At 68.8% G+C, this 20,891-nt stretch carries 22 protein-coding genes and 2 tRNA genes; 13 read left to right on the forward strand and 11 right to left on the reverse strand.

All coding sequences use genetic code 11. The features are described from left to right. Nucleotides 1-175 precede the first annotated feature (175 nt). Together ACFY1H_RS00005 and ACFY1H_RS00010 are read left to right on the forward strand one after the other, a co-directional pair. Nucleotides 176-466 (forward strand): hypothetical protein, encoded by a 291-nt coding sequence (locus tag ACFY1H_RS00005; RefSeq protein WP_366577345.1) that lies wholly within the window; start codon nucleotides 176-178, stop codon nucleotides 464-466. 449 nt (nucleotides 467-915) lie between these two features. Beyond that, entirely contained in the window at nucleotides 916-1,536 is a 621-nt protein-coding gene (locus ACFY1H_RS00010) for a GPR1/FUN34/YaaH family transporter (RefSeq protein ID WP_366577343.1), read from the forward strand. 187 nt (nucleotides 1,537-1,723) lie between these two features. On the opposite strand, the gene ACFY1H_RS00015 is transcribed toward ACFY1H_RS00010, so the two are convergent. From ACFY1H_RS00015 to ACFY1H_RS00035, 5 genes are all read right to left on the reverse strand, one after another. Further along, nucleotides 1,724-1,797: transfer RNA gene (locus ACFY1H_RS00015), tRNA-Arg, on the reverse strand. A 42-nt stretch (nucleotides 1,798-1,839) separates the two neighbouring features. Then, nucleotides 1,840-1,929 (reverse strand) — tRNA-Ser (locus ACFY1H_RS00020). Between the two features lie 76 nt (nucleotides 1,930-2,005). Then, on the reverse strand, nucleotides 2,006-3,715 hold the full coding sequence (locus ACFY1H_RS00025) for a phosphatidylglycerol lysyltransferase domain-containing protein (protein WP_386943516.1): 1,710 nt from the start codon (nucleotides 3,713-3,715) through the stop codon (nucleotides 2,006-2,008). A gap of 42 nt (nucleotides 3,716-3,757) precedes the next feature. After that, nucleotides 3,758-5,749: an acetoacetate--CoA ligase gene (locus ACFY1H_RS00030; protein WP_386943518.1), complete on the reverse strand. Its 1,992-nt coding sequence runs from the start codon at nucleotides 5,747-5,749 to the stop codon at nucleotides 3,758-3,760. A gap of 49 nt (nucleotides 5,750-5,798) precedes the next feature. Next, nucleotides 5,799-6,431: a dienelactone hydrolase family protein gene (locus tag ACFY1H_RS00035; protein ID WP_386943520.1), complete on the reverse strand. Its 633-nt coding sequence runs from the start codon at nucleotides 6,429-6,431 to the stop codon at nucleotides 5,799-5,801. Between the two features lie 104 nt (nucleotides 6,432-6,535). On the opposite strand from ACFY1H_RS00035, the gene hisC reads away from it, so the two are divergent. From hisC to ACFY1H_RS00050, 3 genes are all read left to right on the forward strand, one after another. Beyond that, the gene (gene hisC / locus ACFY1H_RS00040) at nucleotides 6,536-7,591 is read left to right on the forward strand and encodes a histidinol-phosphate transaminase (RefSeq protein WP_366577338.1); all 1,056 of its coding nucleotides are present in this window, start codon (nucleotides 6,536-6,538) and stop codon (nucleotides 7,589-7,591) included. Nucleotides 7,592-7,696: 105 nt separating this feature from the next. After that, on the forward strand, nucleotides 7,697-8,581 hold the full coding sequence (locus ACFY1H_RS00045; protein ID WP_386943522.1) for a helix-turn-helix domain-containing protein: 885 nt from the start codon (nucleotides 7,697-7,699) through the stop codon (nucleotides 8,579-8,581). Then, nucleotides 8,568-8,747, forward strand: a complete 180-nt coding sequence (locus ACFY1H_RS00050) for a DUF397 domain-containing protein (protein ID WP_386943524.1) — start codon at nucleotides 8,568-8,570, stop codon at nucleotides 8,745-8,747. The genes ACFY1H_RS00045 and ACFY1H_RS00050 overlap by 14 nt, the downstream gene beginning before the upstream one ends. Here the strand turns inward: ACFY1H_RS00050 and ACFY1H_RS00055 are convergent. Next, nucleotides 8,733-9,494, reverse strand: a complete 762-nt coding sequence (locus tag ACFY1H_RS00055) for a sulfite exporter TauE/SafE family protein (protein ID WP_366577333.1) — start codon at nucleotides 9,492-9,494, stop codon at nucleotides 8,733-8,735. The two genes, ACFY1H_RS00050 and ACFY1H_RS00055, sit on opposite strands and share 15 nt — an antisense overlap. Nucleotides 9,495-9,654: 160 nt before the next feature. Here ACFY1H_RS00055 and ACFY1H_RS00060 point away from each other — a divergent pair, with 160 nt between their 5' ends. The 5 genes from ACFY1H_RS00060 (at nucleotide 9,655) to ACFY1H_RS00080 (ending at nucleotide 13,658) form a co-directional block, all read left to right on the forward strand. Next, on the forward strand, nucleotides 9,655-10,269 hold the full coding sequence (locus ACFY1H_RS00060) for a DUF3558 domain-containing protein (RefSeq protein WP_386943526.1): 615 nt from the start codon (nucleotides 9,655-9,657) through the stop codon (nucleotides 10,267-10,269). A 149-nt stretch (nucleotides 10,270-10,418) separates the two neighbouring features. Further along, nucleotides 10,419-10,889, forward strand: coding sequence for a hypothetical protein (locus ACFY1H_RS00065; RefSeq protein ID WP_386943528.1), 471 nt, complete (start codon nucleotides 10,419-10,421; stop codon nucleotides 10,887-10,889). After that, nucleotides 10,886-11,509, forward strand: coding sequence for a DUF3558 domain-containing protein (locus ACFY1H_RS00070; protein ID WP_366577327.1), 624 nt, complete (start codon nucleotides 10,886-10,888; stop codon nucleotides 11,507-11,509). Before ACFY1H_RS00065 ends, ACFY1H_RS00070 begins: the two co-directional genes overlap by 4 nt. Beyond that, nucleotides 11,509-12,885, forward strand: coding sequence for a hypothetical protein (locus ACFY1H_RS00075; protein ID WP_386943530.1), 1,377 nt, complete (start codon nucleotides 11,509-11,511; stop codon nucleotides 12,883-12,885). The genes ACFY1H_RS00070 and ACFY1H_RS00075 overlap by 1 nt, the downstream gene beginning before the upstream one ends. 8 nt (nucleotides 12,886-12,893) lie before the next feature. Next, on the forward strand, nucleotides 12,894-13,658 hold the full coding sequence (locus ACFY1H_RS00080) for an ESX secretion-associated protein EspG (RefSeq protein WP_366577323.1): 765 nt from the start codon (nucleotides 12,894-12,896) through the stop codon (nucleotides 13,656-13,658). Between the two features lie 223 nt (nucleotides 13,659-13,881). Here the strand turns inward: ACFY1H_RS00080 and ACFY1H_RS00085 are convergent, their stop codons facing one another. Then, nucleotides 13,882-14,526 carry a TetR family transcriptional regulator gene (locus ACFY1H_RS00085; protein ID WP_386943532.1) on the reverse strand — a complete coding sequence of 215 codons (645 nt, stop codon included), beginning with the start codon at nucleotides 14,524-14,526 and terminating at the stop codon, nucleotides 13,882-13,884. Between the two features lie 99 nt (nucleotides 14,527-14,625). Here ACFY1H_RS00085 and ACFY1H_RS00090 point away from each other — a divergent pair, with 99 nt between their 5' ends. After that, on the forward strand, nucleotides 14,626-15,504 hold the full coding sequence (locus ACFY1H_RS00090; RefSeq protein ID WP_386943534.1) for an SDR family NAD(P)-dependent oxidoreductase: 879 nt from the start codon (nucleotides 14,626-14,628) through the stop codon (nucleotides 15,502-15,504). A 212-nt stretch (nucleotides 15,505-15,716) separates the two neighbouring features. Here the strand turns inward: ACFY1H_RS00090 and ACFY1H_RS00095 are convergent, their stop codons facing one another. Then, nucleotides 15,717-16,058: a VOC family protein gene (locus tag ACFY1H_RS00095; protein WP_366577317.1), complete on the reverse strand. Its 342-nt coding sequence runs from the start codon at nucleotides 16,056-16,058 to the stop codon at nucleotides 15,717-15,719. A gap of 65 nt (nucleotides 16,059-16,123) precedes the next feature. On the opposite strand from ACFY1H_RS00095, the gene ACFY1H_RS00100 reads away from it, so the two are divergent. Continuing rightward, nucleotides 16,124-16,822 (forward strand): FCD domain-containing protein, encoded by a 699-nt coding sequence (locus tag ACFY1H_RS00100; RefSeq protein WP_366577315.1) that lies wholly within the window; start codon nucleotides 16,124-16,126, stop codon nucleotides 16,820-16,822. A 592-nt stretch (nucleotides 16,823-17,414) separates the two neighbouring features. Here the strand turns inward: ACFY1H_RS00100 and ACFY1H_RS00105 are convergent. After that, nucleotides 17,415-17,855 (reverse strand): ATP-binding protein, encoded by a 441-nt coding sequence (locus tag ACFY1H_RS00105; RefSeq protein ID WP_386943537.1) that lies wholly within the window; start codon nucleotides 17,853-17,855, stop codon nucleotides 17,415-17,417. A gap of 5 nt (nucleotides 17,856-17,860) precedes the next feature. Then, nucleotides 17,861-18,349 carry an FBP domain-containing protein gene (locus ACFY1H_RS00110; protein ID WP_386943539.1) on the reverse strand — a complete coding sequence of 163 codons (489 nt, stop codon included), beginning with the start codon at nucleotides 18,347-18,349 and terminating at the stop codon, nucleotides 17,861-17,863. Between the two features lie 83 nt (nucleotides 18,350-18,432). Between ACFY1H_RS00110 and ACFY1H_RS00115 the strand changes: the two genes are divergently transcribed. Next, nucleotides 18,433-19,911, forward strand: coding sequence for an adenylate/guanylate cyclase domain-containing protein (locus tag ACFY1H_RS00115; RefSeq protein WP_386943541.1), 1,479 nt, complete (start codon nucleotides 18,433-18,435; stop codon nucleotides 19,909-19,911). Here ACFY1H_RS00115 and ACFY1H_RS00120 read toward each other — a convergent pair. Further along, nucleotides 19,908-20,867 (reverse strand): beta-ketoacyl-ACP synthase III, encoded by a 960-nt coding sequence (locus ACFY1H_RS00120; protein ID WP_386944805.1) that lies wholly within the window; start codon nucleotides 20,865-20,867, stop codon nucleotides 19,908-19,910. The two genes, ACFY1H_RS00115 and ACFY1H_RS00120, sit on opposite strands and share 4 nt — an antisense overlap. Nucleotides 20,868-20,891: the final 24 nt, after the last annotated feature.

Here is a 20,891-nt window from a genome sequence, read left to right on the forward strand (position 1 = left end):
GGCGGCATCAAGATCGACACCATCGGCGCCGTCCGCGACGCCGGAGCCACCGTCGCGGTGGCCGGGGGTGCGATCTACAACGCCGCCGACCCGGGTGCCGCGGCCAAGGAACTCAAAAAGCGCGCCACCGCCTGACCGAACGCGCCGGGAGACTTGACGAGAGAGAGGAGTCGGCGTGAAGGGCAAAGAGTCCGGTGCTCGATCCGGAGCACCAGCCGCGCGGAACACCTACTGCGCCTTGCTGATGCAGGCCTCGGAGGTGCTGCGCCTGCGCTACGTGCAGTGCACTCAGGACACCACCCTGTCCCCCACCGCGGCGAGCGAACTCGCCGCCGTCTTCGAGGGCCTCGCCAAGGGCCATCCCGACTTCGACCAGATCGACCCCAAAGAAGCGATCGCCCTGGCCCACCGCCTCATCGACGACGACCACCCCGAGCTGTCGGCTCTGTGGCCCAGAACCGTCTGAAGCGGCTTTCCCCTTCCGGGGAGACCACCCGCCACAGACGGCCCCGCCACTGCACCCCACCGCCGACAACCCAGCTCGGCACCGGGGCCGTGGGCGACGCCACCGCGTCTCGCGGGATCGGCCGATCACCGACCGGTGGACCACCCAACCCAACGCCGGCAACCAGCTCGGCACCGGAAACCGGGTGACACCACCGCATCTGGGCACGTCCGGCTGATCACGGACCGCCGCGCCACCTCGACCCGACGCCGGCAACCCAGCTCGGCGGCGGACATGGGTGGCGCCACGCGTCTCCCAGGACCGGCCGACGCACCAGTTCGACCCGGCGCCGACAACCCGGCTCGGCACGGAAAGCGTTGGTGCCACCACGTCACGACCGGCCGATCACAGGACCGCCGCCCGACCCGACCGCACTCGAGGATCATTCGCAGCTCAACGAGGAGTACACGATGTCCACTGCCGTTGCCACCGAAGTCGAAGCCCCGCCGCGGCCCGCGGTGGTGGGTGACCCCGCCATGATCGGCGTGCCCACCTTCATCGTCGGCGCGATCGCGCTCGGCCTGGTGCTGACCGGGTACGTCCCGGCGAGTGCCGTCGGCGCCTCGATCGCGGTCATCCTGCCCGCGACCGGCCTCGGCCAGCTCGTCGCCGCCGTGTGGGCGCTGTCGCTGGGCCAGAACGCCGTCGCCTCCGTGTTCGGCATCTTCGCCGGGTTCTGGATCAGCTACTCGGCACTGGTGCTCGGCCTGGCCCACAACTGGTTCGGCATCACGCCGGACGCCGCGGTCGCCACCCAGGGCGTGTTCCTCATCGCCTGGCTCATCACGATCGTCCTGCTGACCCTGGGCACCCTCCGGCTGCCCGCCGCGTTCACGGTGCTGTTCGTACTGATCGACCTCGCGCTCGCCCTCGTGCTGTACGGCACCGTGGGCAACGCTCCGGGCGCCGCCACCGCGGGCGGCTACGTCACGTTCGCCTTCACCGCCGTCGGCGTCTACCTCTACCTCGGCGCGATGTCCGCCGCCACGGGGGGCAAGGGCCTGCCGCTGGGCCGCCCGGTACTGACCTGACCCGACCCCGGGCGGGCGTGACTCTCACCGCCCACCCGGCGGTGGTCGACGGACCACCGCGAGCAGACCCCGCCCCGACACGGCCCCGGGCGGGGTCTGCTGCGTCCACGCGGTTGGACAACACCCGGACAGCAAGAAACCCCCTGCAATGCAGAGGGTTTCTTGGTACTGCTGTCTCAACCAGACGTGCGCCCGAAGGGATTCGAACCCCTGACCTTCTGATCCGTAGTCAGATGCTCTATCCAGCTGAGCTACGGGCGCTTGTTCAGTTGTTAATCTAGCACCTGCCGAAACAGGCACCAGCGGAGGCTCCGGGATTTGAACCCGGGAGGGGGGGTTACCCCCAACCGCATTAGCAGTGCGGCGCCATAGACCAGACTAGGCGAAGCCTCCTGGGCCTTAACGACCACTGCCCAGATAGCTTACACACCCCCCAAAACCCCGCGAAGGCACCCCCCGAAAGTGAAGATCAGCGTTGCAGCAACCGCCGCAACCAGGGGGAACGGCCGCCGAGGCCCTCGGCTTCGAAGGTGGCCACGCCGACGCGCGGGAGTTCGCGCACGCCGGGGTACACGAGGTACCGCGGGACCCACCGCGGCTGGAACTTGGCGTTGAAGCGGTACAGGCTCTCGATCTGGATCCACCGCGAGAAGAAGTGCAGGACCTTCGCCGAGATACGCGCCACCGGACCCGCGCCGATGCGCTGGCCCTGTTCCATCAGCGACCGGAACGCGGCGAAGTTCAGCGAGACGTGGTCGATGTCGTGCTCGCGCGAATAGACCAGCAGCTCGGAGATCATCAGCTCGTTCACGCCGTTGTCGGCCGACCGGTCCCGCCGCATCACGTCCAGCGACAGCCCCCGCTCGCCCCACGGCACGAACTGCAGCACTCCGCGTACGCGGCCGCCCTGTTCCGCCGTCACGATCACCGAACCGGGGTCGCCCATGCGCCCCAGTGCCATCGAGAAGCCGCGTTCGGTCTCGGTGCCGCGCCACGCCGCGGCCAGCAGCACCAGCTCGTCCAGCTCCCCCGGCCGCAGGTCCTCCGCCCGCCGCACCAGCACCTTGTACCCCGCCCGGCGCGTCCGCGAAGCCGCCTGGCGGACGCCACGCATCATGCGGCCGTCCAGCGTGAAGCCGGCCGTGTCGACGATGGCCTCGTCACCGATCTCCAGCACCTCCAGCCCGAAGCGCGCCCACACCGTCGCCCCGAGCTCCGACGCGCCCATCGCCGCCGGCACCCACGCGTTGCGCTTGCAGATCTCCAGGTACTCCTCGATCGCGCCCGGCCAGGCCTCGTGGTCGCCCAGCGGGTCGGCCGACGTGAGCGCGACGCCGGCGATCACGCGGTACGTCACCGCCGCCTTGCCCGTCTTCGAGAACACCGCGAACTTGTCGCGCCGCAGCGCGAAGTAGCCCAGCGAGTCGCGGTCACCGTGCTCGGTCAGCAGGACCTGCAGGCGCGCCAGCTCCTCGTCCGACAGCCCGGGCGCGGGCTCCGCCGAGCGCAGCAGGAAGTACGCCGACACGAGCACCGCCGCGATGCTGAACAGCAGCCCGATCGCCGCCGACAGGTCCTCCAGCCACGCCCCGTGGAACACGGCGGGACCGCTCACGCCCACCAGCGCCAACCCGGACTGGGAAAGCCGGCCGGGGAAGCTCAGCGGCTCGAGCATCCGCCCGGACGCCACCGACAGCAGCACCACGTTGATCACGAACCCGGCCAGCACCAGCTGCAGGAACACCCGCACCGCGCGCCAGCGGCCCGTCGTCGGATCCGGCTCCGCGACGAAGTAGCGCCGGTTCACGATCAGCCCGATCAGCAGCACCACCGACACGACGCCCGCGCCGAACACGTGCCGCAGCCCCAAGTGTGACAAGGTCAACAACACTGCGAAGCCGACCGCGAGCTGCCACGCCCGCCGCTTCCGCCGCCGCAGCCCCGCCGCGAGCATGATCAGCAACACGCCCGTGACGACGGCCACGGTCGCCGCCGCCACCGTCGCTTCCTGAGGCAGCTCCAGCCACTCGGCCAGGTGACCGCGCAGGTTACGACCGGACGGCACCACCACGGAAAGTAACGTCAACAGCCCGGCGAGCCTGGTCACCCAGGTGATCGCCTTGACGGACGTCACTCCCGCCACCTGCCAGGTGTGCTGCGCGCGTGTCCCCGTCACCACGCGTGCAACACGTACGGCCCAGCCATGCTTCCCCCTGCTTCGTCACCGCCCGGCAAGCTCCCCCGCGAGCTCCGTGAACGGGGCCAACGCGGCCGGGTTGGCCAGCGCATCCCTGCTCACAGCCCTCTCCGGCGCGACTCCGGAGAGTATCTTCTTCACCGGTACCTCACACTTCTTACCGTTCAAGGTACGGGGGATTTCGCCGACCACCACAAACCGGTCGGGAACGTGTCGTGGTGACAGAGCGCTACGAAGCTCCTTCCGCAGCTTCGGCTCGACATCGGCAAGATCCACACCCGGCGCCAGCACGAGGAAACACAGCAGCTGTCCGTCGTCGTTGCCGGCCGCGGAGGTGTCCACGACCAGGGAATCGGCGACTTCGTCGAAGCCCTCCACCACGCGGTAGAACTCGGCCGTGCCCATGCGCACGCCGCCTCGGTTGAGCGTGGAATCGCTGCGGCCGTAGATCACGGCCGAGCCGCGCGGGGTCACGCGGATCCAGTCGCCGTGGCGCCAGACGCCGGGGTACATGTCGAAGTACGCCTCGTGCAGCCGCTTACCGTCGGGGTCGTTCCAGAAGAACACCGGCATCGACGGCATGGGCTCCGTGATCACCAGCTCACCGACCTGGTCGACCAGCGGGTTGCCGGCCTCGTCGTACGACGCGACGGCCGCGCCCAGCGCCCGGCACGACAGCTCGCCCAGCCACACCGGCACGTCGGGCGACGCCGCGACGAACGCCGCGCACAGGTCCGTCCCGCCCGAAACCGAGCAGATCTGCACCGACTTCCCGATCTTGTCGACGATCCACCGGAAGCCCTCGACCGACAGCGGCGCACCCGTGGAACCCAAGGCGCGCAACGCACTCAGGTCGTAGCGCGCCGACGGTTCGAGGCCGGCCTTGAGGCAGCTCTGGATGAACGGCGCCGACGTGCCGAAGTACGTGATGCGGTGCTGCTCGGCCAGGTGCCACAGCACGTTGAGGTCCGGGTGGCCGGGGCTGCCGTCGTAGAGCACGATCGTCGACCCCACGAGCAGGCCCGAGATGAGGAAGTTCCACATCATCCAGCCGGTGGTGGTGAACCAGAAGAACCGTTCGCCCGGCCCGAGATCCGCTTGCAGTGAAAGGGCTTTGAGGTGCTCGACGACGATCCCGCCGTGGCCCTGCACGATCCCCTTCGGCAGGCCCGTGGTGCCCGACGAGTACAGCACCCACAGCGGGTGCCCGAACTCCACCGGCTCGTAGGCCAGCTGCGTGCCGGCGTGCTCGGCGAGCAGCGCGTTCCAGTCCAGGGCGCCGTCAACGGTCCCGCCGCCGACGTATTTCACGAGAACGGTCGCGCTCAGCGACGGGATGTCGGCGCGCAACCGCTCGACCGTGGGGGTGACGTCGAACTCGCGGCCGTTGTAGGCGTAACCGTTCACGGCGATGAGCACCTTCGGCTCGATCTGCGTGAAGCGGTCGGAAATCGCGCGCACGCCGAAGTCGGGTGAGCACGACGACCAGATCGCGCCCAGCGAGGCCGCCGCCAGGAACGCGACGAGCGTCTGCGGGCAGTTCGGCGCCAGCGCCACCACACGGTCGCCCTTCGCGACGCCGAGCGCCTTCAACGCTCCCCGCGCCGCGGCGACTTGCGCGCGAAGGTCGCCGTACGTGAGCTGCTCGGCGAAGCCGTCTTCGCGGTGGAAGATCACGGCGAGCTCGTCGTCGCCCTTCGCCGCGCCCGCGACGCCCGGGCTGAGCGCGTGCTCCGCGTAGTTCAGCGTGCCGCCGTCGAACCACTTGGCGTTCGGCATCGTGCCGGAGAGGACCTCTCGCGGCTCGTCGTGCCAGCGCACGCCGGAGAACTCGGCGACGGCCGCCCAGAAGTCGGGCACGTGTTCCACGGAGTAGCGCCAGAGCGAGTCGTAGTCGCCGACCTCCACCCCGCGTTCTTCCCGCAGCCAGCGGCGGAACGCTTCGATGCGGGTGTCGGACACGCGGCTCGGGTCGGGTCGCCAGAGCACTTCGGGAACATCGGCAGTCTGGGTCACCCGCCGATGTTAACTGCGGCTAACGGTGTTGTCTCGGCTTGTCACCGGCTCAGCGCAGGTGTGCGTCGAACCAGTCCAGCGTGCGCTGCCAGGCTTCCTCGGCCGCGCCCGGGTCGGCGTCGAAGCGGTGGTTGGCGCCCGGGTAGCGCACGACGTTCGTGGCCACCTTCGCCGACGCCGCCGCTTCGCGCAGCTGCTCCACTTCGGCGCCCCCGGCTTCGTCACCGGCGTCGCCGTACATGCCGAGCCACGGGCTCGTCACGTGACCCGCGATGTCGAGCAGCCGCGGCAGCTCCGTCACGCGCTGGCCGCCGACGCTCACCGCCGCCCCGAGCCGGCGGTGCGACGCGACCACGAGCGCCGCCGTGCCACCCAGGTCGAACCCGACGACGCCGCGCAGATCGGCCTCCACCCCGTGCTCGACCAGCCATTCGAGTGTGATGTCTGTCGCGTCGAGCAGGTCCTGCTGAGTGAGCTTTTCGCCGCCGTCGATGTGGGGCGTGACGGTGAGCCAGCCTTCGTTCGCCAGGCTCGCGACGAGCAGTACCACGCCGTCGGTGACCCCGTCGCCTTCGTGCAGGACAACGAGGCCGCCGCGGATGGCACCGTCGGGCTCGGCGAAGGTGAGGCGCAGTGTGCGACCGTCGGTACGCTGGTAATCCACGGTGCTCGTCGACGTCATCACCTCATGCAATCACCTCCGGGTGAACATTGGGAACCTTTGTGGATCCGCCGTCGCGAGATACGGTGGCCAGGCCGTCCCGTTTGACCCGAGGAGTTCCGACGATGCCGTCCCTCGCACCCCGCCCCGACCTCGATTCGTTGCCGAAGTACGTCCCCGGCCGGACGATCCAAGGCGCGATCAAGCTCGCGAGCAACGAGGTGCCGGGCGGCCCGCTGCCCAGCGTGCGCGCCGCCATCACCGACGCGATGGCCGACGTCAACCGCTACCCCGACAGCGGCTCCCACGCCCTGCGCGAACGCCTCGCCCGTGACCTGGACGTGCCCATCGAGAACCTCGCCGTCGGCTGCGGCTCGGTTTCCCTGTGCCAGCAGCTCATCCAGGCCGTCTGCGGCCCCGGCGACGAGGCCATGTTCGCGTGGCGTTCCTTCGAGGCGTACCCGATCGTCACGCAGGTCGCGCACGCCCAGCCGGTCAAGGTGCCGCTCACGTCTTCGCACGGCCTGGACCTCGACGCCATGCTCGCGGCCATCACGGACCGGACGAAACTCATCTTCGTCTGCAACCCCAACAACCCCACCGGCACCGTGCTGACGCACGACGAGCTGGAACGCTTCATCGACGCCGTGCCCTCGCACGTGCTGGTGGTGCTGGACGAGGCCTACAAAGAATTCGTCACGGATTCGGATGTGCCCGACGGCGTCGAATTCGCACGCACGCGGGAAAACGTCGCGGTGCTGCGCACTTTCTCCAAGGCGTACGGGTTGGCCGGGCTTCGCGTGGGTTACGCCGTGGCGTGCGCTCCGATCGCGGAGGCGCTTCGCCAGGTGTACGTGGCCTTCTCGGTGAACGCCATCGCCCAGGTCGCCGCCATGGCCTCGCTGGACGCCGCCGGCGAACTCATGGAACGCTGCGCCGAAATCAGTTCCGAGCGCGACCGCGTTCGCGACGCGTTGCTGGACATGGGCTACGAGATTCCGGTTACCCAGGCCAATTTCGTGTGGTTCCCCCTGGGCGACCGCACCGTGGCCTTCGCCGAGCACATGCTGGACCGCAAGCTCATCGTCCGCCCCTTCCCCGGCGACGGCGCGCGGGTCACCATCGGGACTCCGGAAGAGAACGACCTGTTCCTGGCGGCCGCGCGCGAGTTCCTGGCTTGATCTTTGGTGTGACAGGGTGGCATGGATCAGCGGGACGGCATCCGTTCCGCTGATCTTGCCGCGTCGCACTCACTGCGTGAGCGGTCTCGGGCTTAGTTTTGCCCGATGGCGGGGACAACCGAACGAGACACCACCGCGCGTGAGCGCGAAATCGGCGACGAGCTGAAACGACTTCGCGTGCGCGCGGACCTGACTGCGGCCGACCTTTCGAAGCGCGTGGGCTTCTCGGCGAGCAAGATCTCCCGCATGGAGAGCGGCGCCCGCGGGGTGACCGAGATCGACGCGACTCTCTTCGCGGCGAACTGCGGCGCTTCTCGCAAGGAGGTGCTGCACCTGGTCGGGCTCGTGCGCGAAGCAGATGATGGCTATCGTCTTCGGCCGCACGAAGCGCGCTTGGTTGATCAGCTCCCTTCACTCATCGTCACCGAAACCGCCGCGACAGAGATCATCGAGTTCGAACCCCAGGTGGTTCCGGGCCTTCTCCAGATCGAGCCCTATGCGCGAAACCTGTTCCGCTGGGGTGGCCACCTCGATTCACAAGAAGTCGAGCGCGCGGTGGACGCCCGCATGGCGCGGCAGAAACTTTTGAGCCGCCCAGATTCGCCCTTCGCAACCTTCTACATCCACGAGCAAGTTCTTCGCGCGCGAGTCGCCGAGCCGGGGATTATGCATGAGCAAGTCCTCCACCTCCTGCTGGCTTCATCGTTGGAGCGCTGCGCCGTTCGAGTGATCCTCACCGAAAATTGCCCAGGCGGCGTTCTCGGCCCGAGCTTCAGGGTCCTCCGCTACAACCATGAACGTCCCACTGTCTATGCGGAAAACCAAACCCTGAGCCTGTTCCTCGAGAAGCCCGACGACGTCGCGACCTACCGCAAAGTGTTGGCCCGGGCGGCAAGTTTCGCGTTGGATGTAGGACACTCGCGTGAGTGGCTTGCCTCGTTGGCGAGCGAGTACGACCAAGTGAAGGACGGTCCTGATGCCGGCTCGTGACCAACTCTGGCGCAAAAGCAGCTACAGCAACAGCAGCGGTGGCAACTGCGTCGAGGTCGCGCTGAGCACTCAGACCGTCAGCGTGCGAGACACCAAGGCTCGTTCGGCGGGCGAACTGCACGTACCCGCCGAAGCGTGGCAGGCGTTCGTCTCACTTCAGAACTAACTCCACCACCGCCGCAACCCCGATCACCACGATCACAGCCCTCAACACCGTCGGCGACAACTTCCGCCCGATCTTCGCCCCGATCTGCCCGCCGATCGTCGACCCGACGGCCAGCAACCCGATCACCGGCCAGCTCACCGGAGCGACGACGGCGTAGATGAGGCCGGCGATGACGTTCACGACGGCGGCGAGGACGTTCTTGACTCCGTTGAGCCGTTGCAGCGGCTCCGACAGCAGCATCCCCAGAACCGCCATCATCATCACGCCCTGCGCGGCCGTGAAGTACCCGCCGTAAATCCCGATGACGAACAACAACCCGAGAAGCAGCGGCCCGGGTTTGTGCTCGGTGCCGTTGGCGTCACGCCGCTTCTGCACCCACTTCGACACCTTCGGCTGCACGATCACCAGCACCACCGCCAGCCCCACGAGCACCGGCACGATCGTCTCGAACGCGTCCTTGGGCAACGTGAGCAGCAGGATCGTCCCCCCGATCGCCCCGAAAAACGACGCGATCGAGAACCGCCACACCTGCGGCCAGTACCCCTCCAGCTCGGCCCGGTACCCGTACGCCCCACTGATCGTCCCGGGCGCCAGCCCCACGGCGTTCGACGTCGTCGCCGTGATGGGCGGATACCCCAACGCCACGAGCACCGGAAACGTCACCAACGTCCCCGACCCGACCACCGCGTTGATCGTCCCCGCCCACACCCCGGCGACAAAGATGATCACCGCATGCCACCACGTCATAACTCACCCACCCCGGCACCCTAAGCACCCCACCCCACCCCCGCGACGCGATGTGTCAGGAGGAACAGTCCCGCCTTGCCCCCTAGCAGGTGACGCTCTGTCCCGTTTGCCCCGGTAACCTGGAGTAACCGACCGACCCCGGTCGGCTCATCCGAGGGGGATGCCATTGCGTATCTCTTGGCGACTTGTCGCTTTGTCCGGGATTGCAGCCGCTGTTGCCAGCTGCTCGAGCCATCCTGTGGCTACTCCGGCCAGCACCCCTCCGCCCTCCGCGACACTGCCCCACAGCGGCGCCCCGAAGGTCTCGCACCCACTCCCAGCGTCGGTACTCTCAGGCGACCCCTGCCAGGACGCACTCACCTCGGACCAGTTGAAATTGATCTTCGGGATGGTGCCATCGGGCAAGCGTGACGACATCGGGTCTCTCGGCCCAGGGTGCAACTGGAACAACGTCGACACCGGCGCGATGACGGCCGTCGGCTACACGACACAACAGGCTGGTGGACTCAGCGCCGTCTACGCCGGGACCAAACCTCAAGCCACGATCTGGCGCGAACTTCCTCCGATCCAAGGACTCCCGGCCGTCGCCCACTCCACCTTCCCCAACAGGCGGAACGACTTCTGCCAGGTCAGCGTCGGTATCAGCGACGAACACTCGTTCGACGCTTCTCTCGCGTTGAGCTTTGCGAAGGTCGGCAAAGTCGACGCCTGCGACGTGGCTGCCCGAGTCGCCGACATGGTCGTCACCAACCTCCGCCACAAAGCCGGCGCGTGACGGACAACCTCCACCCGATCGGCGACAGCGTGCTAGCGCCTTTCGACCGACTTCGGCAAAATGCCCATCCGAGGGTGATCAGTCCATTACCGTTACCGCCGGGGAGGGCCCGCGGTCGGGCCGACGCGTTTTCACGAGGGGGGAAGGCAGTGGCTGAGACTGCCTCGGAGCCAAGCTGGCTCACCGGGCTCGACTTCGTCATCACCGACGCGCCCGCCGGCGGCGGCGCGGCACCCGGTGGCGGCGCCGTGCCCAACGGCGGCCCACCCCCGGGCGGCCGGTTCAGCCTCAGCCGTGAGGAAGCGCAGAGCATGCTCACGGTCGCCCAACGCGTGCGCGACAGTCTCCAAATGATGAACCGGACGGCACAAGGGTTGCTCCAGGTCCGTCCTCCGACAGACGACCCAGGCAGTGCCGGCTACAACCAGCTGCTCGTCGGCAACGGCGGTGGCGGCGCGTTCAACAAGGGCGCCGAGCAGGTCAACCGCGAACTCACCTACTCGATTCAGCTGGTCAAGAAGCTCCAGGACGCGCTGGGGATCACCGTGGCCGCAGACGCGGCGTCGGCGAATGCGGTCAAGAACGCAGCAAGTGGAAACCAGAGCGAGGGACTCGCGTGACGACCAAGCGACTGCTTTTGACTTTCACGAGCGCTGCGGCGACCTTCGCGGTCGTCGCAGGATGCTCGGGTGGAGCCGTCGCTCCTCCGGCGACCAACTCACCGTCGTCGGCCGAGGCATTGCCGCACAGCGGTGCCCCCAAGGTCGAGCAACCGTTGCCCGCGGCGGTGTTGTCCGGCGACCCGTGTCAGGAAGCGTTGACCTCGGACCAGCTCAAGGAAATCTTCGGCACAGTGGTCCAAGGCAAGCGCGACGACACTTCCGGCCTCGGCCCTGATTGCCACTGGAACAACACCGACACTGGCGCCGCTGTCGACGTCAACTACGTCACTCAGACGCACCAGGGACTCAGCGGCGTCTACCAGAACACAAAACCGCAGGTCAAAACGTGGCAAGAACGTTCTCCCATCCAAGGTTTCCCTGCCGCGGCACATTCGTCCGAGAGCCCTGACTCAGTGCACGTCTTCTGCCAGGTCAGCACCGGAATCCGCGACGATCTGTCATTCGACACATCGCTGACTCTGAGCACCGCCAAAGTCGGCAAGGCCAATCCTTGTGATGTTGCCGCGCAAGTGGCCGGCATGGTCGTCACCAACCTGCGCCAGAAAGCAGGTGCGTAGTGGGCTTCTTCGACATGATCGGCGACAGCGCGAAGTGGGTGGGTGACCGCTTCAGCGACGCTGGGCATTGGGCGAGCGACGTCTGGCACGGGAACGTCGGCACACAGTCCGTCCCCGCCCCTGAGCTGGTACAGAAGATCCTCGCCAGCGGCGGCGCCTCGAGCTGGCACGATGGGGGCGGAAAGGCCACCCAGCTGGCGACCGATCACCACAATCTCAGCTCGGACATTCAACGGCTCAGCACCGGCCTCGAATCCGTGTGGACCGGAAACGGGGCCGACGCCGCGCAGGCCCGGATCAAGATGTTCTCCGACGCCACCACGTCGGCGGCGCAGACGTACACCACGAACAGCCAGAACCTGACCGGACTGGCGCACGGGTTCGACGAGATGAAGAAGGCCCTGCAGCCGATGCCGGGAACCCCGCCACACAAGGATTTCATCGATGTGGCGACGCCGTGGGACACCGACACCGAAGACAAGATCAACCAGTACAACCAGCTCGCCCAGCAGAACCTCCAGCGCTACAACGGGTATGCGCAGCAGGCACAGACCAGCGGGCAAGGCCTCAAGGCGGACTACGGTCAGCTGAACCCCTTCGACGACAACGTCGCGGTCACCCAGCCGACGAAGGTCGTCCGCAAGAAGATCACGCAGACGACCAAGACCAAAACCGGCGGCGACGACAAGACGTCCACCTCACAGTCCGAGGTCGACACCCGCCACGTGACGCCGCCGAATGTGCCGCCGCCCACCACGCCGCCGCCGGTGACGCCCCCGCCGAACATTCCGCCGCCGATCGCGCCGCCGCCGACGGGGCGGCCGATCACGCCGCCGGAGCAGAAGCCGCCGCGGGACATCGACCCGCCGGGCAGGACGAAGGATGACGACGACACGCACACGTCCAGCGATCTGGACGATCAGCGGGTCACGCCACCGGGGCAGCGGTTCCCGGTCGGCAGTGGGAATCCGTCGTGGTCGGCGACCGGTGGCGGGGACGGTTTCGGGCCTGGAGGCTTCGGCGTAGGCGCCGGTGCCGGCATCGGCGGAGCAGGCGGGTCCGGGGCCTTCGGCGGACGTGGCAGCGCAGGCGCCGGAACCGGGTCGCGGCTCGGTGCCGGATCCGGGGCGTTCGGGGAAGAAGGCGCGCTGGCCGGCCGCGGAGCAGCAGCCGGCGCGGCCGGCGCCAAGGGTTCGCCCGGAATGGGCGGCATGGGCGCCGCCGGCAGCAAGGGCAAAGGCGAGGAAGACGCCGAGCACCAGCGCAAGTACGGCATCGACGACGACTCGGCCTTCTCGCTCCTCGACGACGAAGACGGCCGGCTCCTCGACCCCCACACCGGCCTCCCGCCGACGCCCCCGACCATCGGAGCCTGAGCAGACCGATGACGATCATCGACAGACCGGTGCGGTTGCCCCGGCCGGTGTTCCTGGTTGCCTGGACCGTCGCCGAGCTCGGCGAGCCGCCGATCGTGGTCGGGCCGGACCAGACGTACCGCACCGACGAGGCCGCGGCGACGTTGCGGCGACGCGCTCTGGATGCGTTGTACGACCTGGGGCTGGCCACGTCCGCCGGCGAGCTCACCGCGCAGTGGCGCGCGACGCTGGACGTCCTCGCCAACCCCGCGCGCGAGATGTACTCCTGGAGCAACTTCCGCGACGGCGAAGACGACGGCGCGATCCTCGTCGCCGAGTCGGGCCGCGACGCCGTCCGCCTGATCACCGACCACCGCGTGGTGCAGCTCGACCCGATCCCGGCGCGCGAGGTCGCGGAGCACCTGGTGGACGCGCTGCCCACCCGCCCGCCGGCGCGGCTGGCGCCCATGAGCGTCCCGAAGGCCCACTTCGAGGACGCCGGCCGCGACTACGAGTCCGACAATCCCCTGACCGAAATGTCCCACGAAGCCGACGAACTCCGCCGCCTCATGCGCGCCGGCCGCGACGCCGCGCACCAGCTCTACGTCGCCACCCGCGACGGCACCGGTCGGCGCACCCGCAGCACCCCGATGTCCGTCCTCGACCTCACCGACCGCGGCCGTGTGCTGACGTTCATCGGCAACACCAACGGCGAGGCCCGCATCAACGTCCACCCCGGACACCGCGCCCACCTGATCGAGGCCCTGCACCTGGCGTCGAACGCGCTCGTCTAACGCAGGCGGTAGCGCGCGACACAATGCCGAGCGCGGTCACGGCGAACGCTGTCACCTGCAACGAGGCGGCTCCGCACGTGGCTTTGGAGGTGCTCTCCTGTCACTCGGCGAAGCTCCCCGCGGCGGCGCGAGGCCACAGTGGACCCAGGTCGAGCGGCCGTCCCGACGACGGGCAACTGCGCCGCGTTTGCCAAGTCCTGCACCTGGCGTCGAACGCGCTCGTCTAGCGCTCCGCCAGGCCCTCCGCGGTCGCTTTCAGCAGCCGCGTGAGGCGGGGCTCGAAGTCGAGCGCCGTGTGGGACCAGCGGGGTTCCTGGCGGTAGAGCTCGGCCAGGCTGGCGGTGGGGTGGGAGAGCTGCCAGAAGTACGACGTGGTGCCGAGCAGGGCGGCAATGACGTCGTGGACCTGTTGCACGGTAAGGGTTCCGGCGCCGACGAGGGTCTCGACGATCACGTCGTACGCCTTGAACGACCGCGTTTTGTATTGCCGCGCGCGCTCGACGGAGACGTCACCTTCGAGGCTGAGCGACACGTGCGTGAGCAGGTCGCAAAAGAGCGGGAGCGTGACGATCGTCGTGCTGAGCGCCTCGGCGAGCTCGCCCGGCGAGAGGCCGCGGGCGCCGGCGAGACGCGTGGTGAGGACGTCGCGCCACTCCTCCCAGCCGCGTTCGGCGAGCTCGAGGAACAGCTCCTCGCGGCTGGCGAAGTACCGCCGCACGGCCGACGCGTGCAGCCCCGCCGCCTCCGTGACGGCCGCGAGCGTCACGTGCCGCACGCCGCCCAGCTCGACGGCCAGCCTGCGCGCCGCGGCGAGGAGGTCCTCGGCGCGCTGCAGCTTGGCTTCCTCGGAACGCGCTCGGCGATGCACACCACACTTTAACGCAAGTCGGATGCGTTACCTCGCCTCGGGGTGCTACGGTCGCCTTAACGCAATCAACTTGCGTTACATCGGACCACGGAGGTTGTTGTGGTTTTCTTCGTCACCGGCGCTTCGCGCGGCCTGGGCCGCCAGATCGTGGAGCGCGCGCTGGCCGCCGGCCACCAGGTCGTGGCGACCGCCCGTGACCCGCGTTCGCTCGATGACCTGCGGGAACGCTTCGGGTCGCAGGTCCACGTCGAAGCCTTGGACGTGACCGATCCGGCCGCCGCGGAAGCCGCCGTCGCAGGTGGCGTGCGCGCTTTCGGCCGCCTCGACGTCGTCGTGAACAACGCCGGCCAGGGCGACCGCGCAGCCCTCGAAGACACGTCGCTGGACGTCTTCCGCCGCCAGGTGGAGACGAACTTCCTGGGCACGGTCTACGTCACGAAGGCGGCGATCGCGGTGCTTCGCCGGCAGGGCGGCGGGCGGATCATCCAGATTTCCTCACTGGGCGGCCGCATCGGCAGCCCGGGGATGACGGCGTACCAGTCGGCGAAGTGGGCCGTCGGCGGCTTCAGCGAAGCTCTTGCGGCCGAGGTCGCGCCCCTGGGCATCAAGGTCACCGTGCTCGAACCCGGCGGCATGCGCACCGACTGGGCCGGCTCGTCGATGACGACACCGCCGATCAGCGCCCCCTACGAGCCGACCGTCGGCGCTTCAGCCCGGGCCATGGCGGGCTTTGAAAAGACCGCGACCAGCGATCCAGCACTCGTCGCCGACCTGGTACTTCGCGTCGCCGAACTCCCGGACCCACCGCTGCGTCTCCTGGCGGGCAGCGACGCCTACGAATACGGCCGCGAAATCTGGCGCAACCGCCTTGCCGCGGACGAGAAATGGGCAGAACTCAGCCGCTCAACGGATCACCCGGACGCCGACAAGAATTGGCACCAGCAACGCGGAAACAGCCTTCCAACAGTCAGCAACTGACCCCCTCCACCCGCAACTGACCCACCCAACACCCAGCGCACCCAGACCCGTCCCTGCACCTCGATCCCCGCCTTCCACGCGGTCTGGATTGTTTGTCAAGGCACGCTTTCCCGCCTTGACAAACAATCCAGACCGTAGTGACAATCAAAGATCGAGGTGCCCACTACTCGCCCCCGGGCGCAATGATCCGCGCAGCGGGTCGAGCCCTCAATTCACTGCGGATCGAACACACAGAACTCATTCCCCTCCGGATCCGCCATCACCCACCAATCAATATCCCCACCCTTATTCCTCACCAGTACCGCCCCCAACGACACCAACTCCCCCACATCCCCGAACACGTCGAGGTGCATCCGGTTCTTCACCGTCTTCGCCTCAGGCACCGGATTCACCCAGATCAACGGCCCCACCCCGGCGACATCCACGATCGGCACCGGGTCGTCGGCTGACCGATCTCCCGCACGTCGCGTGTAGCCCAACGCGACACACCACCAGTCAGCCAGCTTCTGGTGGTCCCGGGCGTCGAGGGCCAAGTCCTTGAACTTCGCAGTCACGCCCTCAGCGTGGCACGCACCACCGACATTTTCCGCCACCCGCCGCGACCTGCCAGGATGGGCGAGTGGCCCACGAATCCGAACAGGTCTGGAGCGCCACCGTCGACCGCCTGCGCGCGATGATAGACGGTGGCGAGCTCCCGCCGGGCTCGAGGCTGCCCGCGGAACGCGCCCTGTGCGAACAGCTCGGCATCAGCCGCGGCTCGCTGCGGCAGGCGCTGCGGGTGCTGGACTCGATCGGCTACGTCCAGATCCGCGCGGGCTCCGGCACCTACGTCCGCGAGCAGACCGAAGCACCCCTGAGCAGCTGGTTCTCCGAGCACGAACAGCTGGTGGAGAAGCTGTTCGACCTGCGCGCCACGGTCGAGCCCACCCTCGCCGAGCGCCTCGCCGGCAACCACTCGCCGCGGACGATCCAGAAGCTCGAGGACAACGTCGCCGAAATGGAAGCCGCGGCCGCCGAGGGCGACATGCTCCGCGTCATCGCGACGGACGCCGAGTTCCACCGCGTCATGGCGAGCAACGCCGGCAACGACGACGTCGCCGACCTCCTGCGCTCCGTCCTGGCCCTGGTGGGCGAAGAACGCCGCGCGGCGCTGCGGCTGCCGGGGCAGATCCGCAAGGCGGTGGATGAGCACCGGGCGATCCTGTCGGCTTTGAAGTCCTCCAACGGTCCTGCCGCGCGGGAGATCACGCTGAAGCACTTGCTGGACGCGAAATCCTACGCCCACGATTATGCGGCGGGCAACGACTCGGCGATGTAGCCGAGAGTCTGCTGGGTACATCGGGGAACTTCGACCATGCGGCGCCTTGGCTGCTGCGTGCACTCCCGCGCATCGCCTGGACTCGCCCGAGGCGCGTTTGCGCTCCTTCACCGCCGCCTCAGATCTGCACGAGCGTATTCACCGTCGCCTCGGATCTGCACGAGCGGCTCCCCGTGTCAACCACGAACCCGGGCTTGTCCACAGCTCCCCCACTCGATACCGCACTTGTCCACAGATTCCGCCGCGGCCGTTTTTTGAGGCCTGGCAACGGTAAACTGGGATGGGGACGCCCCCCTTGGGAGGGCGGGGGCTGTCTGGCGCGCGCGAAGGTGAGTGCTGGAAACACATCGCTCAAGTCGCGGTGGCGTGGAGCCCGGTCGAGGGTCATGCTGGGTCGATCGTTCAGTTCGATCTCAACGGAGTTGGTACTTGGCAGTGTGGGCCGACAAGTCGGTGCCTGTCGGGCTGTTGGTGCGCCCGGTCCGCAACCAAGCTATCCCACGGCGAGGCAACCGGCGGCAGCGTCGGTGCGGGACCTCAAGCGCAGTGAGGACCGCCGAGACTCACTGAGAGCACTACCAGACACCCGACCTCACAACGCATGCGCCAAAACGAGATCCGCGACTTCCCCCGCCGGAACCGTCGTCACCACCTCAAGCGTCGCCGACGCGCGTAGCAACGGCTCAACAGTTTCCAGATACCCCAACGTCTCCGCGAGTTCCGCCGGGTCCGTCCCATAAGGGTTCGACGTGCGCGAAGCGAGCCGTTCAACAAGGACTGACGCAGGGGCGCTCAACAGCACCACATGCGAGAACAACCGCCGAAACCGCGCCGGGTTCCGCACCGTGCCCGAGACGAACTGCGAAGACGACGAGCCCAACACCTCAGCCATGACGTCCGAGCGCCACAGCCGTTCACCGTCGAGGTGTACGGGCCGCAGTATCAACCGTCGCGAAACCGTCACGAAGCCGCGCGAAGCCAGCTCGGCCAGCAGCGCACTCCTGCCCACCCCCGACATGCCCGTGACGAGCACCCGTACTAGTGCGGTTCCAAGATCCGGTCCACGAACCGCCGCACCTTGTCCTCCAGGCGGGCCACGCGCTCGGCCAAGGACAGGGTTTCCACGGGTTGCGGGACGTCCGGCTTGAGTTCCCCGCGGACGTACGCGCTGCAGGACAGGTTGGCGCAGGCGTAGGTGCCCAGGGTGTTGCCCTCGCGGCCGGGTTTGCCGGCGCGGCGGCCGGTGAACAGCGTGATGTCGGAGGTGGCGTGGGTGGTGGAGCAAAAGGCGCACATGTTGCTGCGCAGCCGCGACGAAGCGGGCGGGGCGGCGCGCAACGACAGGCCGACGACGACGCCGTCGCGGGGCACCACCAGGTACGCCCGGCCGGGGGCCTTCGGGTCGCGCCAGCCGAGGAAGTCGCGGGTGGCCCACGGGACGTCGGCGGGGAGGGTGACGGACTTGGCCTCGCCGCGGGAGCAGTTCACGAAGGAGGCGCGGATCGCGTCGGCGTCGAGGGGTTGCATGAGTCAGCACGGTAGCGACGCGGCCGCGAGAGCTGCCACGCCTTTTCTCGCAGACAGATCCGCCAGCCCATACGATCGGCGGCGTGCGCAAGCGAACGGCGGGGCGGTTCCGGCTGGTACTGCGCACCAGTCTGGGCTTCGCCGCGCTCGGCATCGGGTCGAGTGTCGCCGGGTCGGCGGTCGTCGCGTTGCTGCTGTTCCTGCAGGGGCTGCCCGGCGACGTCGGCGACCGTGGGTGGATCCTCGGCCTGACGGCGGGCGGGATCGTGGCCGTGAGCCTCCTCGTGGGCACGCTCTGGACCGCCTACCTGCAGCGACGCACCGTGGTGTGGTTCACGATCGGCCGCCCGCCGACGGAGGACGAGGCCAAGCGCGCGCTGCGGCTGCCCGTGGACATGGCGGTGGTCAGCGGCACGCTGTGGCTCATCGGCACCGTCACGCTGGGCACGCTGGCCGGCGTGCTGGGCTCGTTCGACGACGCGTCCGGCATGGCGCTGACGATCGGCCTCGGCGGGCTGACCACCGTCGGCCTGATGTACCTCGCCGCGGAGTGGGTCGCGCGGCCCGTGATGACGATCGCGCTCGACGTGACGCCGCCCCACGGCTCGCTGCCCGTCACCGTGCTGACCAGGCTGATCGTCACGTGGGCCCTGGCCAGCGGCGTGCCGCTCGTGGGCGTGCTGCTGGTCGCGACGCCGCCCGACGTCAGCCGCGCCAACCCGACGGCCAGCCTGATCACGCTGTCCGTGATCGGCCTCACCACGGGCGCCATCGGCACGGCGCTGCTCGCCCGCGCCGTCGCCGCGCCGCTGCACCGCCTGCGCGTGGCGCTCGACCGGATCGCCCGCGGGACCACCGACGTGTCCGTGAGCGTCGACGATTCCAGCGAGATCGGCATGCTCCAGACGTCCGTGAACGAACTCGCCGCCGGCCTGCGCGAACAGGAGCGGATGCGGGACCTGTTCGGCCGGCACGTCGGCACCGAAGTCGCGCGCCACGCCCTCGAGTACGGCGCCTCGCTGTCCGGCGACGTGCGCGAGGTCACGGCCCTGTTCGTCGACGTCGTCGACTCCACCGCGCTCGCCTCGCGCACGCCGCCCGAGGAGCTCGTGGCCAAGCTGAACCGCTTCTTCGCCAGCGTGGTCTCCGCCGTCGACGCGCGCGGTGGCCTGGTCAACAAGTTCCAGGGCGACGCGGCCCTGTGCATCTTCGGCGCCCCCACGCGCCTGTCCGACGCCCCGACGATGGCGCTGGCCGCCGCCCGCGCGATCCGTGATGCCGTGGTGGCCGACGGCGAGCTCGACCTGGGCATCGGCGTCGCGTGCGGGCAGGTGTTCGCGGGTCAGCTGGGCACGTCGAGCCGGCTGGAGTACACCGTGATCGGCGACGCCGTGAACGAGGCCGCGCGGCTCACGGAGCACGCGAAGTCGGTGCCGTCACGCATCCTGGCCAGCGAGGGCGCCGTGAAAGCCGCGCTCGGCGGTGAGCGCGAGTTCTGGCAGCCGCACGGCTCGCTCCTGCTGCGCGGCCGTCAGCAAGCCACCGAGGCCTGGACGAACTAACCCAGCTCAGGCCACGTCAGCAACGTCGAACCCCAGGTCAGCCCCGCCCCGAACGCCGTCAGCAGCACCCGGTGACCAGGCACCAACGTCCCGTCCTCCACCGCGTCCGCCAGCGCCAGCGGAATCGACGCGGCGCTCGTGTTCCCCACCCGGTCGATGTTGGCCACCACCGCGTCCGCAGGCAGCCCCAGGTGTTTCGCCGTCGCCTGGAGGATGCGGATGTTCGCCTGGTGACCCACGAACCGGTCGACGTCCCCGACCATCCAGCCCGCCTGCTCCAGGACAGCTCGCGACGACTCGGCCATCCGCGCGCACGCGTGGCGGAACACCGCCGTGCCCTGCATGACGAGGTGGTGGTCGCGCTGGTCCTCGGAGAAGCGGTGCTTCGAGCCGCCCGCCTCGACCCACAGCAGGTCGGCCAGCTCGCCCTCGCTGTGCAGGTCGAACGGACCGATCGCGCCCGGCTCGTCCGAGTCGCCGGCGCGCAGGACGACCGCGCCCGCACCGTCGCCGAAGATGGGCACGGTGGTGCGGTCCGTCGGGTCCACCAGCGACGTGAAGACGTCGGCGCCGATCACCAGCACGCGCTTGGCGATGCCGCCGGCGATGAAGCCCTGCGCGGTGGCCAAGGCGTACACGAAGCCGCTGCACACGGCGTTCACGTCGAACGCGGCGGCCGTGCCGAGCCCGAGCCGCGCCGCCACCTGGGGCGCGCTGGCGGGGCAGAGCTGGTCGGCCGTGGACGTGGCGAGCACCACGGCGTCGACGGAGCTGTCGCCGAGCGCTTCGCGGCCCGCGGCGACGGCGAGATCCACTGTGGACTCGCCGGGCGCGGCCATGCGGCGCTCGCGGATGCCGGTGCGGGTGCGGATCCACTCGTCGGAGGTGTCGAGGGTCTGCGCGATCTCGTCGTTGGTCACGACCCGTTCGGGCAGCGCGCGGCCGAGCGCGGTCACGACGGCGGTACGACCAGGTGGGAA

It is taken from the genome of Amycolatopsis sp. NPDC001319 (assembly GCF_042896185.1).
GTDB lineage: Bacteria > Actinomycetota > Actinomycetes > Mycobacteriales > Pseudonocardiaceae > Amycolatopsis.

Bases quoted from the DNA above. Each gene is read 5' to 3' on its own strand.
- hisC (WP_366577338.1), top strand. From the start codon at position 6,536: ATGCCGTCCCTCGCACCCCGCCCCGACCTCGATTCGTTGCCGAAGTAC.
- ACFY1H_RS00080 (WP_366577323.1), top strand. From the start codon at position 12,894: ATGACGATCATCGACAGACCGGTGCGGTTGCCCCGGCCGGTGTTCCTG.
- ACFY1H_RS00010 (WP_366577343.1), top strand. From the start codon at position 916: ATGTCCACTGCCGTTGCCACCGAAGTCGAAGCCCCGCCGCGGCCCGCG.
- ACFY1H_RS00060 (WP_386943526.1), top strand. From the start codon at position 9,655: ATGCCATTGCGTATCTCTTGGCGACTTGTCGCTTTGTCCGGGATTGCA.
- ACFY1H_RS00110 (WP_386943539.1), bottom strand. From the start codon at position 18,349: ATGCAACCCCTCGACGCCGACGCGATCCGCGCCTCCTTCGTGAACTGC.
- ACFY1H_RS00050 (WP_386943524.1), top strand. From the start codon at position 8,568: ATGCCGGCTCGTGACCAACTCTGGCGCAAAAGCAGCTACAGCAACAGC.
- ACFY1H_RS00045 (WP_386943522.1), top strand. From the start codon at position 7,697: ATGGCGGGGACAACCGAACGAGACACCACCGCGCGTGAGCGCGAAATC.
- ACFY1H_RS00035 (WP_386943520.1), bottom strand. From the start codon at position 6,431: ATGACGTCGACGAGCACCGTGGATTACCAGCGTACCGACGGTCGCACA.
- ACFY1H_RS00055 (WP_366577333.1), bottom strand. From the start codon at position 9,494: ATGACGTGGTGGCATGCGGTGATCATCTTTGTCGCCGGGGTGTGGGCG.